Consider the following 12,898-nt stretch of genomic DNA (forward strand, 5'->3'; position numbering starts at 1 on the left):
TCACGCGAAAGACATGCGACATGCGCGCTAATTATAAACTGCAACGGCTGTTTCTCGATGCGCCGCTCTCGCCGGGCGCGTCGGTGCCGCTCGGCAAGGACCAGGCGCATTACCTGCTCACGGTGCTGCGGTTCGGCGAAGGCGCCGAGGTGCTGGTGTTCAATGGCCGCGACGGCGAATTCGGCGCCACGCTGAAGCCCACGGGCAAGAAGGCCGCCACGCTCGAGATCGGCGCGCAGACCCGCGCCCAGCCTCCGCGATCGCGGCTCGACTTCCTGTTCGCGCCGCTCAAGGTGGGCCGGCTCGACTATCTGGTGCAGAAGGCCACGGAAATGGGGGTGGGCAGGATCACGCCGGTGTTCACCGACCACACCCAGTTGCACAAGGTCAACGGCGCGCGGCTCGAGGCCAATATCCTCGAAGCCGCCGAGCAATGCGGCAACCTCGCCATTCCCGAACTCGGCGACGCCGTCCGGCTGGAGGCGCTGCTGGCCGACTGGGACCCGACGCGGCGGATCATCTTCTGCAATGAAAGCGAGGCCGGCAACAATCCCGCCGCCGCGCTGTCGGCGATCCCCGAGCGGGACCTGGCGCTGCTGGTCGGGCCGGAAGGCGGGTTTTCCGAGCGCGAGCGGGAGATGCTGACGGCGCTGCCCTTCGTCACGCCGATTCCGCTCGGACCGCGCATCCTGAGGGCAGATACGGCCGCCGTGGCGGCGCTGACGGCGGTGCAGATGACGATCGGCGACTGGTAGGAACGGCGTTCCGGCGTCGCATCAAACTTCTTTGATAGGGCGTTCAGGGATTTTCGCTTGCAAGGGGGGCCGGTTCCGGTCCAAGCAGCATCACGACGCGCGGCCTCGGACCGCGCAATGACCAGACGATAAAGGGCCGGACATGGCGCGCGACACCACCGACGATACCCCGATCAGCACCGTCAACGAGCTGGCGGACTGGATGGCGGCAGGCTGCAAGCCGCGGGAGAAATGGCGCATCGGCACCGAGCACGAGAAATTCGTGTTCTTCACCGATTCGCACCGGCCCGTGCCCTATGAGGGCGAGCGGTCGATCAAGGCGCTGCTCGAAGGCATGGCGATGATGCTCGGCTGGGAGCCGATCATCGACGCCGGCAAGATCATCGGGCTGGTGGAGCCCACCGGCCACGGCGCCATCAGCCTGGAGCCGGGCGGGCAGTTCGAGCTCTCGGGCGCGCCGCTGGAGACCATTCACCAGACCTGCCGCGAATCCAACGCGCATCTGGCGCAGCTCAGGGAAATCGCCGAGCCGCTCGGCATCCGGTTCCTCGGCATTGGCGGCAGCCCGGCCTGGTCGCTCGCCGAAACGCCGAAGATGCCGAAATCGCGCTACGACATCATGACCCGCTACATGCCCACGGTCGGCAGCCAGGGCCTCGACATGATGTACCGGACCTGCACGATCCAGGTGAACCTCGACTATGCGTCGGAAGCCGACATGCGTCGGAAGATGCAGCTCGGCATGAAGCTGCAGCCCTTAGCGACCGCCCTTTTCGCCTCCTCGCCCTTCACCGAAGGCAAGCCCAACGGGCTCGTCTCCTGGCGCGGCGACATCTGGCGCGACACCGACAACCGCCGCTCGGGGCAGTTGCCGTTCGTCTATTCGGATGATTTCTGCTTCATGGACTACGTCGAATGGGCGCTCGACGTGCCGATGTATTTCGTGCTCCGCGACGGCCGCTATCACGAGGCCACCCATGTCACTTTCCGGCAGTTCATGAACGGTGCGCTCAAGGGCGAACTCGACCAGCCGCTGCCGACCATGGGCGACTGGACTAACCATCTGGGCACGCTGTTCCCCGATGCGCGGCTGAAGCGCTTCATCGAAATGCGCGGCGCCGACGGCGGCCCGTGGCGGCGGATCTGCGCCCTGCCCGCCTTCTGGGTCGGCCTGCTCTATGACGACAGCGCGCTGTCGGAAGCGCTCGAGCTCGTCCGCGACTGGAGCCTCGACGAGGTGAACGCGATCCGCGACACCACGCCGAGAGAGGGACTGAACGCCACGATCAAGGGCCGGTCGCTGCGCGACATCGGCAAGGAAGTGCTGGGCATCTCCCGGCGCGGCCTGGTCAGCCGGGCGCGGCTGAATGCGGAAGGCAATGACGAGAGCCATTTCCTGGCCCCGCTCGAGGAAACCGTCGCCCGCGGCACGACGCTGGCCGAGGAAATGCTGGCGCTGTACAATGGCCGCTGGAACGGCAGCGTCGACCCCGTTTTCGTGGATTATGCGTACTAGGCGTCACGTCCGCGGCACGCGCGGCCAATCCGGCGTCCGACCCTAGGCATGCCCTGCCGGGCGGTATAGTCTCTGCTCCTGCCCGCAAGGGATGGAGGAGACAGAACCCATGATGCCGCTTTACGATATGATGATGAATGCCCAGAATGGCGACGCGACGCGCGCCATGGCAGCGCAATTCGGCCTGAACGAAGCCCAGATGCAACAGGCGATGGCGGCGCTGATGCCGGCCTTTTCGACCGGGCTCAAGCGCAACGCCGCAAATCCCGCGGACATGTCGGATTTCCTGACGGCGCTCGCCAGCGGCCGCCACGCCGAATATTTCGAGAACATGCAGGCCGCCTTCACCCCGCAGGGCCGCCAGGAAGGCAACGGCATTCTCGGCCATCTCTTCGGATCCAAGGAGGTGAGCCGCGCGGTGGCGGCCCAGGCGGAGGCCGCGACCGGGATCGGCCAGGAGATCTTCAAGCAGATGCTGCCGGTGATCGCCACCGCCGTGATGGGCGGGCTGTTCAAGCAGGCCACCGGGCAGACAGGCGCGCAGGCGCAGGCCGGCGCGATGGGCGGTTCGAACCCGATCGGCGATCTGATCTCCGAAATGATGCGCCAGGGCATGGGCGGCGCGCAGGCAAAGCCCGCGCCGCAGGCCTCGCCGATGGACAATCCGCTGGGACAGATCCTCGAAGGCATGTTCGGCGGCGGAAAGGCGCGGCAGCCGCAGCCGGGCGCGGGCACGCCGTTCGGCGACAATCCGCTCGGCCAGATCTTCCAGGACATGCTCGGCGGCGCGATGGGCGGCGCGCAGGCGCGGCAGGCCCCCGAACCCGAGCAGCAGCCGGACCCCGACCGCATGCCGTCGGGACGCAAGCGCAATCCCTATGACGATCTCTTCGGCAAGATGTTCGAGTCCGGCCGGGAAGTGCAGCAGGGCTACCAGAAAAGCATGGAGTCGATCTTCGACCAGTATCTGCAGGGCATGAACCGGCGGTAGGCGCCTTAAACGAAAAACCCGGCCGTGCGTGCTCTCAGAGCAAATCGCGCGGCCGGGAAAAGGCGGGATGCAGGGCGGCATCCCGCTGGGGAACGGGAGAAGGTCTAGCGGTAGACGTTGCGCCGCGCGCGGCGGGCGAGTTCCGCCGTCGGATCGGAATTGAACGGCACCGAACGGCCGAAGCGCAGATCCTCGCGGGTCAGGCCGATATCGGACAATTCGTGATCGGAGAGCTGTTCCAGATTGCCGACCACGCGGCGGTTGAACAGGGCGCGCAACAGCGCTTTCATCTTGCCGGAAACGGCAGCAAGGGAACCCGGTCCAACAGCGGCAGAGCTGGCAGGCGCCCGGGCGGCAGCAAAATTACGGGCGTTCATGGTGATCATCCTCGATAGTGCGCGCAAAGTGGAGGGCGGGCGGCGCAGGACCCGATGTGCACCATCTGTTTCTCAAAAACCCATTGATCATACCAGCGAATGTTTCTAATCTTTATCATCAGAACTATTGATAGGAGCCTTTCATGCCCGCCCCCCTCGATATCGATCAGCTGCAAACCTTCGTCGCCATCGTCGACACCGGCAGCTTCACCCGGGCCGCCGACAAGGTGTTCAAGACCCAGAGCGCGGTGTCGATGCAGATGCGCCGGCTCGAGGAACGCGTCGGCAAGACGCTGTTTGTCCGCGACGGGCGGCTCAACCGGCTGAGCGAGGACGGCGAGCGGATGCTGGGTTATGCGCGGCGGATCATAAGGCTCAACAACGAGACCATCGCCGCCTTCGACGACCAGCAGCTCGAAGGCTCGATCCGGATCGGCACGCCCGACGATTACGCCGACCGCTACATGCCGGGCATCATTGCCCGCTTCGCCAAGACCAACCCGAATGTGGAACTGTATATCGAGTGCGAGCCCTCGGCCGAACTCGCCGCCCGGCTCGCCCGCGGCGAGCTCGATGTGGCGCTGGTCACCCACAATCCGCGCGAGCGGACCTCGGAAGTGGTGCGCACCGAACCGCTCTACTGGGTCACGTCGATGAACCACACGGTGCACGAGGACGCGGTGGTGCCGCTGGCCGTCGGCCGCCGCTCCTGCAACTGGCGCAACCTCGCCTGCACGGCGCTCGATTCGGCCGGACGCGATTACCAGGTGCTGTTCACAAGCTGGTCGGCGACGGTGGTGGCCTCGGCGGTGCTGTCGGGGCTGGCGGTGTCGCTGCTGCCCGAATGCGCGGTGCGCCCGGGCATGCGGATCCTCTCGCCCGCCGACGGCTTCCCTTCGCTGCAGCCGGCGCAGATCGGCCTGATGAAACGGCCGGGCGCGCCGGCGGCGCTGGTCAATGCCATCTGCGGCCATATCGCCGCGAGCCTCGACAACATCACGCCGGTGGGGACGGAGGAAAAGCCGATGTCGGCCATGTCCGGCTCGTCGTCGCGCAGGGAGCACAGGGGCCGCTCCGACATCGCCGCGGTGCCGGCCTGGTAGGCCAACAGCGTCAGATCATCGGCAGCGTCTAGCTCGTGGCGATATGGACCGCCAGAAGCAGCCATTGCACGGCATTGGCGGCGAGGCTTGCGATGAACAGCCGGCGGCGCAGCCGGACCCGGTTCGAGGTCACGTGCACATAGGCATGGACGGCGCGCGCGGCGACGAAGGCCCAGGCCGCGACGATGGCCGCGGTCCCTGCCCCGCCGGTCACGAAAAGCGACAGGCAGGCGGCATAGAACAGCACCGGAAGCTCGAACTGGTTGACGAGGTTGCGCGCCGCCGTCGCACTCGGCTCCGGCTCGATGGATGGGACCCTGAAGTCCGAGACCTTGGCCCTCCCCGCCTTGACCGCGCCGATGCGGCGCGCGGAGACCAGGAAGTAGACGGCATAGGTGAGCAGAACCTGGGCCAGGACAGGCCAGAAGATCGCGGTTGATGAGGTCATGGACGGGGCTGCCTTGGTTTTAGGATCACGCGGAAAGCGTAGCTTGTATCCTCGAAGCCAACAAGCTTGGGCGGGACGTGCCGCACCGCATCCTGCCCGGTTCACACAGCCTTAACCAAGTCAGGGTTAGTCTGGCGGCATAGTCTATTGATTTCGAGCCATGCCTATGTTGATGCCAGCCACGACCTCGGCGCTCAGCCCGGCGCTGTCGATCATGCAGTCCATCGTTGCCGACCAGGCGCTGCGCCAGGAGCAGGATCGTCCGGTTGCGCCCGGCGCCGCGCCCACCGTGGCGGTGACGCCGGGATACTCCGCCCGGGTAACGGAAAAGCTCAACGCCTATTATTTCGGCGATCATCTCAGGGTGTCCGAGGTCCAGGCGAGGATCTTCACCCATCTGGCGCAGTATGTCGGCCAACAGATCGATGCTGTCGAGGCCGAAGAGGCGGGCGACCCTTCGGGCGCCTCATCGGCCGGCACTGCGCTCAAGAACAGCCTCAAGGCCATGGACGCGGACGCCCGGGGCGGTCTCCGGAACGCGCTCGATGAGTTTGCCGAAGGCAAGCGCTCGGTCCAGTCGACCGCCCTCAAGATGTTCATGACGCTGGATCTCGACGTGCTGTCGAAGGATTCGAAGATCACCCGATATCTCGAGCAGCTCATCGGCTTCGATCTGCACGGGATGAGCGCGGAGGACATCCTCAAGTCCTTTGTTGATCCCGGCGGCAAGGAGAACGACAAGCTCCGTTCGATCGTCTCCAACGCGCTGGCAGGCCAGGACGGCAGCAAGGCCATGCAGCGGTTGGAAGACGCCTCCACAGGCATCCAGTCGGTTGACGACACCAAGCGGGAGGTCGAAGACGTCAAGCCCTATGACGAGGTGGATGACGAGACAAAGGAAGAGGACCAGAAGGACATCCGCATCGCCAAGGCCTATGCGGCGCTCACCGAAGCCAGGGAAATGATCGACGCGGCACGGCAACAGGACGCCGAACTGGCCAAGGCAAAGGCCGAGATCGAGGCCGCCGGGCAGGTCACGCGGCCGGCGGACGAACCTGTGGCAGACGAAAACGGCGCACCTGACGGGTCCGACGCGGACGGCGACGCGGATCCGGCGTACGGGAACGGTTGGGGGTACCGGGATCAGGACGAAAAGGCCGGTGACGGACAGCCAGCCGTAGAGCTCTATCTCTGATCCAGGGATGATCCGGCTTCCGGCGTTGCGCCGCGCGGGCCTGCCCAGCGGACAATCCAGAGTGCGAGGATGAGCAGCGCCGCCAGCGCGAGGGTGAGATATTTGCCGCGCGTCAGCACCTGCAGCACGAACACGAAGGATTCGTTGAAGCCCGCCTTCATCGCCTGCGGACCGTACATCGCGTCGGCCACGGCGTTTTCGAGAAAATCGCAGGCGAGATAGGTGAACGCCAGGGCGAGAACCAGTCCGATGCCGATGCTGACCGGGCGCTTCGGGCGCGCCTGCGAGCGGCCGGCATATGCGGAGGCGAAGGCCAGGAAAGCGAGGCTTGCGGCGAGCAGCGGGGGCACTGCCAGGTCGAACCCGGCATGCAGGGCCACATAGGCCGCCGCTGCGCTTTGCCGCCCGGCGGTTTCCGCCGCGGCGAATTCAGCGGCGAAGGCTGTGTACAAGGCCCGCGCCTGGTCTTCGCCGTACCCCAGCAGCGTCGAGTCCGGAAGGGCAAGCCCGCCCAGCAGGGCGCTGATCGCCGGCGCCTCGACGAAGGCCATGTAGCCGAACAGGCCGGCAGCCAGCGCGCAGACCAGCCAGCCCGTCCAAAGCCATTTCATTACATCGCGCCGGGATAGTTCGGGCTTTCCCGCGTGATGGTCACATCATGGGTGTGGCTCTCGCGCAGGCCCGCGCCCGAGATGCGGACGAAGGTGGCGCGCTCGTGGAAGGCCTTCAGGTCGGCGGCGCCGACATAGCCCATGGCCGCCTTGAGGCCGCCGGCAAGCTGGTGCAGCACGCCTGAGACCGGGCCCTTGTAGGGAACCTGGCCCTCGATGCCCTCGGGCACCAGCTTGAGCGTGTCGCGCACCTCGGCCTGGAAATAGCGGTCGGCCGAGCCGCGCGCCATGGCGCCGACGGAGCCCATGCCGCGATAGGCCTTGAACGAGCGGCCCTGGTGCAGATAGACCTCGCCGGGGCTTTCATCGGTGCCGGCCAGCAACGAGCCGACCATGACGGCCGCGGCGCCGGCGGCAATCGCCTTGGCCATGTCGCCCGAATATTTGATGCCGCCGTCGGCGATCACCGGGATATCGTGCTTCTGCGCCTCTTCGACGGCGCTCATGATCGCCGAAAGCTGCGGCACGCCGACGCCCGCGACGATGCGCGTGGTGCAGATCGAGCCCGGGCCGATGCCCACCTTGACGGCGTCGGCGCCGGCGTCGATGAGCGCCCGCGTGCCCTCGGCGGTGGCGACATTGCCGGCCATGATGCGCACCGAGTTCGACAGTTTCTTGGCGCGGGTGACCGCATCGAGCACGCGCTGCGAATGGCCGTGCGCCGTGTCGATCACCAGGAGGTCGACGCCGGCGGCGATCAGCCGTTCGGCGCGCTCGAAGCCGTCATCGCCGACAGAGATGGCGGCGGCGGCGCGCAGCCGCCCCTGCTCGTCCTTGGAGGCGTGCGGGTTGAGCTGCGACTTCTCGATGTCCTTGACCGTGATCAGGCCGACGCAGCGGCCTTCGCCATCGACCACCACCAGCTTTTCGATGCGGTGGGTGTGCAGGAGACGCTTGGCCTCGGTCTGCTCGACGCTTTCCTTGACCGTGACCAGGTTCTCGTGGGTCATCAGTTCGCGGATCTTCTGGTGCGGATCGGAGGCGAAGCGCACATCGCGGTTGGTGAGGATGCCCACCAGATGGCCGGGATCGCCGGCGCGGCCCCGATGTTCGACGACCGGAATGCCGGAAATACCATGCGCCTTCATCAGCGCCAGCGCCTCGAACAGCGGCGCCTCGGGGCTGATGGTCACCGGATTGACCACCATGCCGCTTTCGAACTTCTTGACCTGATGCACCTGCTCGGCCTGTTCTTCCGGCGTCAGGTTGCGGTGGATGACGCCGATGCCGCCGGCCTGGGCCATGGCGATGGCGAGACGGGCTTCGGTCACCGTGTCCATGGCCGACGAAATGATCGGCAGGTTGAGCGGGAAATCGCGGGCGATGCGGGTGGCGACATCGGCCTGGCCCGGCATGATCTCGGAGTGCCCCGGCTGCAGCAGAACATCGTCAAATGTCAGCGCTTCAGCGCCGGTAATGGTTTGGATAATGATCGCCATCGCCTGTCGGTTCCGTCTGTTCGGGGCCGCCCGAACGGGGCTGCCCGGTGCTGTTTCGGGTCTCTTGCGTTGGCAGCGGCAAGTACCATGCTTCCTCGGCTTGGGAAAGAGCGGGAATGCGTTTGCTCACCGAATTGCGCCGCAGTGCACACATTCGCGATCACGGACAAACAAAACCCGGGCATCGCTGCCCGGGTTCTGGCTCTCACACTATCCGACATCGATGCTCAGAGGTCGAATTGATAGGTCTCCGGGATGAACCGGTAGCCCTCCGATGCCTTTTCGACGAAGCCGACCGACGGGAACGGCATGTGGTAGCCGATGAACGGCAGCCGGTCGGCGGAGATCATGTCGAAGACGTCCTTGCGGGTCTTGGCCGCCATGGCCTTGTCCGAATCAAATACCACTTCCCATTCCGGCCGCTGCAGCGACAGGACGAAATGATTGGCCGTGTCGGCGGTCAGCATCAGCTTGCGCCCGCCCGATTCCAGGCCGTAGATCATGTGGCCGGGGGTGTGGCCGAAGGCGGCCATGCCGGTGATGCCGGAGACGACGCTATCCCCGTCCTTGACGAAGCTCATCTTCTCGGCGAGCGGCACCACCTTGGCCACCACGCCCTTGTGGCCGTTCTCGGCGCCGGTGCCGATCCGCTCTTCCGAGGACCAGAAATCATATTCGGCCTGGCCGGTGACATAGCGCGCATTGGGGAATGCGGGCTGATCGCCTTCCATCAGGCCGCCGATGTGATCGCCATGCAGATGGGTGAGCACCACCACGGTGACCTGCTCGGGCGTATAGCCCGACGCCTGGAGGTTGGCGAGCGTCTGGCCGACGCCGCCTTCGCGTCCGCCCTCGCCATTGCCGGTGTCGAACAGGATCAGATCCGAGCCGGTGTTGACCAGCGTCGGCGCGAAGGTGAACTGCATCTTGTCGACCGGCAGGTAATTGCTCTCGAGCAGGGCCGCGATCTCTTCCTGGGTCTGGTTGGTGCCGAAGATCTTCTGCGGATCGGGGACGACCCGGTGGCCATCCGACAGAACCGTGATTTCGAAGTCGCCGAGGGAGAAGCGCTTGTAGGCCGCGGGCATTGTGGCCGACATCGGCACCTCAGCCTGGGCGGCGCGGACCAGGATCTGCGGCGCGGCGAGCGTGGTGAGACCCGCGGCCGACAATTTGAACATGGAACGTCTGGAAAACTGCATGTCGAACTCCCTCTGATTTTTATGATATCCCCTCAGGTAGCGCGGCCCGGGCAGGCGGCAATGACTGCCCGGTCATTTCTGATTGACATAGTGTCAACCAAATCGGAACGCTGTTTGCCGCGGGGCGATTGCCAGAAGCTTGACCGGCGCGCCGAAAACGCCAAAAAGGCACCTACCCGCCGCATCGGATACGCATTGTGAATCGCCGCATCCCCCTCGTGCTTGCCATCGCCCTGTTCATGGAGCAGATGGATTCCACCGTTATCGCCACGGCGCTGCCGGCGATCGCCGCCGATATCCACACCAGCCCGATCGCCCTGAAGCTGGCGCTGACGGCCTATCTGGTGTCGCTGGCGGTGTTCATCCCGATTTCCGGATGGATGGCGGACCGGTTCGGCGCACGGCGTATCTTCGCCATCGCCATCGCCATCTTCCTGGTGGGCTCCATCGCCTGCGCGGTATCGGGAAGCCTGCTCGAATTCGTGCTGTCGCGGTTCCTGCAGGGCATGGGCGGCGCCATGATGACGCCGGTCGGGCGGCTGGTGCTGCTGCGGTCGACCAAAAAATCCGATCTCGTCAACGCCATGGCGTGGCTCACGATCCCCGCGCTGGTGGGTCCGCTGGTCGGCCCGCCGGTCGGCGGCTTTCTCACCACATTCCTGACCTGGCACTGGATCTTCCTGATCAACATCCCGATCGGGATCGCGGGCATCGTCTTTGCACTCACGGTCCTGCCCAAGGATGACGGGCGGGAAAGCGGCCGGGTCGACTGGGTCGGCTTTCTGCTGTCGGGCGCCGCCGCCTCCGGCGTCGTCTTCGGCCTGTCGGTGATCAGCCTTCCGGTCCTGCCCCCGGTCTGGGGGATCGCGGCGACGCTTGGCGGCATCCTGTGCTTTTTCGCCTATCTCGGGCATGCGCGGCGGCATCCACGGCCGCTGCTCGATCCGCGGCTGTTGCGCAACCGCACCTTTGCGCTGTCGCTGATGGGCGCCAACCTGTTCCGCATCGGCGCAGGCGCCGTTCCCTTCCTGCTTCCCTTGATGCTGCAACTCGCCTTCGGCATGACGCCGTTTCAGTCCGGCATGGTCACCTTCGCCTCGGCGGCAGGCGCGATCGTGATGAAGTTCATCATCCAGCGCGTGCTGAGATTCGGCGGCTTCCGCCGCACGCTGCTGTTTGCGGCGGGCGCATCGGCGCTGTCGATCGGGGTCAACGGGCTCTACACGCCGGCGACGCCGGTGGTGCTGATCATGGTGATCCTGTTTTTCGGCGGCCTCGTCCGCTCGATGTTCTTCACCTCGGCCAATGCGCTGACCTTCTCGGAAATCAGCGAGGAGACCGCGGCCCAGGCGACGTCGATCACCTCGGCGTTGCAGCAGGTGTCCATCGCCATCGGCGTGGCGCTGGCCGGCGGCGTGCTCGACATCGTCAGCGGCTTCAATGACGGTCAGTTGACGCTGGGCGCGTTCCATGCCGCCTTCTTCATCGTGGCCGTGATCACGGCGTTCGCGATCCTGCCGTTCCTGGCGCTGCCGCCCAATGCCGGGGAAGCCGTCTCCGGCCACGGGCTGACGCGCGCCGGGTCGCGCGCGGCGTCACCCGTGCGAAGCTGAGCCCGGATCGCCATTGGCGCCCGACGGCTGCTCGCGGCGGCCCTTGAAGCCCTTGGCGAGCACGAACATCTCGACCGATTCGGCGCGCGAGGACGGCGGCTTGATATGCGCCACCGATTTGAAATTCTGCTTGAGCAGGGTCAGCAACTCGTTCTCGGTGCCGCCCTGGAAGGTCTTGGCGAGGAAATGGCCTCCGGGCGCCAGCACCTCGATGGCGAAATGCGCCGCCACCTCGCACAGATGCATGGTCCTCAAATGATCGGTGCGCTGGTGGCCGGTGGTGGGCGCCGCCATGTCCGACAGCACCACGTCGGGCGCGCCGCCAAGCGCGTCCTTGAGCGCCTGCGGCGCCGCGTCGTCGAGAAAGTCCATCTTGAGGAATTTCACGCCAGCCAGGCCGTCCATGTCGAGAAAGTCGATCGCCACCACCTTCGGATCCTCGTCGGTGGAATCGGTCACCCGGGCGGAGATCTGCGACCAGCCGCCGGGGGCTGCGCCCAGATCGATGATCCGCTTCGCCTTGTCGAGGATGTGGTGCTTCTCGTCGATCTCGAGAAGCTTGTAGACGGCGCGCGAGCGATAGCCTTCCTGCTTGGCCTGCTGCACATAGGGATCGTTGAGATGCCGCTCGATCCAGCGCCGCGACGACGCCTTGAGCTTGCCCTTCTTGACCTTCTGCCCGAGCTTGCGGCCGGTGGGCCCGGAGGGTGGTCGGGTCATGGGTTGTCCCCCGGGCTGGACCGCTGCTGGATGCGGGTGCGGAAATTGCGCCCGGCCCGGCGCCAGGCGCCGTCGGAGGCCATCATCTCATTGAGCAGGCCTTCGCGCAGCCCCCTGTCGGCCACCCGCATGCGCTCGGACGGCCAGCGCTTGCGGATCGACTGCAGGATGGCGCAGCCGGCCAGCACCAGGTCGGCCCGGTCGGCGCCGATGCAGGGATTGGCGGCGCGGGCCTCGAAATCCCATGACAGCAGCCGCTCGAGCATGCGGTCGACCTCGCCATTGGTGAGCCACAGCCCGTCGACCTTGCGGCGATCATAGCGCGGCAGGTCGAGATGCAGGCCGGCGAGCGTGGTCACGGTTCCCGAGGTGCCCAGAAGATGGATCCGCCGCTCGCCGAGCCCGGAAAAGGCAGGCAGGGCCGGCGGGATGAAGGCGTCGAGCATGGCATCGACCTCCTCGACCATGGCGGCGAACACCTCGGGCGTGACCAGGCAGCCGCCATGGCGCTCGGACAGGGTGACGACGCCGACGGGCAGCGAGGTCCAGGCCTTGATGTGGTCGGCCAGCCGGTTGGATCGGTTCTCGGTCAGGTCGATCATAGCGATTTCCGAGGAGCCGCCGCCGATGTCGAACAGCACCAGCCCGTCGGTGTCGCGGCCGACCAGCGACGAGCAGCCCGCCACCGCCAGCCGCGCCTCGGTCTCGCGGGTGACGATCTCGAGCTTGAGCCCTGTTTCCGCCTCGACCCGCTCCAGGAAGGCCGCGCCGTTCCGGGCCTGGCGGCAGGCCTCGGTGGCGATCAGCCGGTGGCGGCGCACCGGGCGGTTCTTCAGTTTTCCGGCGCAGATCTTGAGCGCCTCGACCG

Annotated in this window: 13 protein-coding genes; 6 read left to right on the forward strand and 7 right to left on the reverse strand. The window is 66.1% G+C overall.

Going from position 1 to position 12,898, the window contains the following annotated elements; genetic code table 11:
• The first annotated feature begins 20 nt into the window (after positions 1 to 20).
• The 3 genes from LL06_RS15565 to LL06_RS15575 all read left to right on the forward strand — a co-directional run bounded on the left by LL06_RS15565 (position 21) and on the right by LL06_RS15575 (position 3,262).
• Entirely contained in the window at positions 21 to 755 is a 735-nt protein-coding gene (locus tag LL06_RS15565; protein ID WP_035528784.1) for a 16S rRNA (uracil(1498)-N(3))-methyltransferase, read from the forward strand.
• A 142-nt stretch (positions 756 to 897) separates the two neighbouring features.
• Entirely contained in the window at positions 898 to 2,271 is a 1,374-nt protein-coding gene (locus LL06_RS15570) for a glutamate--cysteine ligase (protein ID WP_035528788.1), read from the forward strand.
• A gap of 109 nt (positions 2,272 to 2,380) precedes the next feature.
• Positions 2,381 to 3,262 (forward strand): DUF937 domain-containing protein, encoded by an 882-nt coding sequence (locus LL06_RS15575; RefSeq protein ID WP_035528790.1) that lies wholly within the window; start codon positions 2,381 to 2,383, stop codon positions 3,260 to 3,262.
• Positions 3,263 to 3,366: 104 nt separating this feature from the next.
• On the opposite strand, the gene LL06_RS26915 is transcribed toward LL06_RS15575, so the two are convergent.
• On the reverse strand, positions 3,367 to 3,648 hold the full coding sequence (locus LL06_RS26915) for a DUF1127 domain-containing protein (protein WP_081964006.1): 282 nt from the start codon (positions 3,646 to 3,648) through the stop codon (positions 3,367 to 3,369).
• Positions 3,649 to 3,782: 134 nt separating this feature from the next.
• On the opposite strand from LL06_RS26915, the gene LL06_RS15585 reads away from it, so the two are divergent.
• Positions 3,783 to 4,742 (forward strand): LysR substrate-binding domain-containing protein, encoded by a 960-nt coding sequence (locus tag LL06_RS15585; RefSeq protein ID WP_035528796.1) that lies wholly within the window; start codon positions 3,783 to 3,785, stop codon positions 4,740 to 4,742.
• A gap of 28 nt (positions 4,743 to 4,770) precedes the next feature.
• On the opposite strand, the gene LL06_RS15590 is transcribed toward LL06_RS15585, so the two are convergent.
• Complete coding sequence (locus LL06_RS15590; protein ID WP_035528798.1) at positions 4,771 to 5,190, reverse strand: MAPEG family protein; 420 nt, start codon at positions 5,188 to 5,190, stop codon at positions 4,771 to 4,773.
• A 172-nt stretch (positions 5,191 to 5,362) separates the two neighbouring features.
• Here LL06_RS15590 and LL06_RS15595 point away from each other — a divergent pair, with 172 nt between their 5' ends.
• Positions 5,363 to 6,385 (forward strand): hypothetical protein, encoded by a 1,023-nt coding sequence (locus LL06_RS15595; protein ID WP_161784983.1) that lies wholly within the window; start codon positions 5,363 to 5,365, stop codon positions 6,383 to 6,385.
• Here LL06_RS15595 and LL06_RS15600 read toward each other — a convergent pair.
• The 3 genes from LL06_RS15600 to LL06_RS15610 all read right to left on the reverse strand — a co-directional run bounded on the left by LL06_RS15600 (position 6,376) and on the right by LL06_RS15610 (position 9,697).
• A complete protein-coding gene (locus tag LL06_RS15600; RefSeq protein ID WP_035528803.1) occupies positions 6,376 to 6,996 on the reverse strand; it encodes a hypothetical protein in 621 nt (206 codons plus the stop codon). The two genes, LL06_RS15595 and LL06_RS15600, sit on opposite strands and share 10 nt — an antisense overlap.
• The gene (guaB, locus tag LL06_RS15605; protein ID WP_035528804.1) at positions 6,996 to 8,495 is read right to left on the reverse strand and encodes an IMP dehydrogenase; all 1,500 of its coding nucleotides are present in this window, start codon (positions 8,493 to 8,495) and stop codon (positions 6,996 to 6,998) included. The genes LL06_RS15600 and guaB overlap by 1 nt, the downstream gene beginning before the upstream one ends.
• A gap of 227 nt (positions 8,496 to 8,722) precedes the next feature.
• Entirely contained in the window at positions 8,723 to 9,697 is a 975-nt protein-coding gene (locus LL06_RS15610) for an MBL fold metallo-hydrolase (RefSeq protein WP_035528807.1), read from the reverse strand.
• A gap of 197 nt (positions 9,698 to 9,894) precedes the next feature.
• On the opposite strand from LL06_RS15610, the gene LL06_RS15615 reads away from it, so the two are divergent.
• On the forward strand, positions 9,895 to 11,310 hold the full coding sequence (locus LL06_RS15615; protein WP_035528810.1) for an MFS transporter: 1,416 nt from the start codon (positions 9,895 to 9,897) through the stop codon (positions 11,308 to 11,310).
• On the opposite strand, the gene LL06_RS15620 is transcribed toward LL06_RS15615, so the two are convergent.
• Together LL06_RS15620 and LL06_RS15625 are read right to left on the reverse strand one after the other, a co-directional pair.
• Entirely contained in the window at positions 11,293 to 12,030 is a 738-nt protein-coding gene (locus tag LL06_RS15620; protein ID WP_035528813.1) for an RlmE family RNA methyltransferase, read from the reverse strand. The genes LL06_RS15615 and LL06_RS15620 overlap by 18 nt on opposite strands.
• Positions 12,027 to 12,898, reverse strand: an 872-nt coding sequence (locus tag LL06_RS15625) for a Ppx/GppA phosphatase family protein (protein WP_035528816.1), incomplete at its 5' end; no start/stop codon positions are given. The genes LL06_RS15620 and LL06_RS15625, both read right to left, overlap by 4 nt.

It is taken from the genome of Hoeflea sp. BAL378 (genome assembly GCF_000759435.1).
Lineage (GTDB): Bacteria > Pseudomonadota > Alphaproteobacteria > Rhizobiales > Rhizobiaceae > Hoeflea.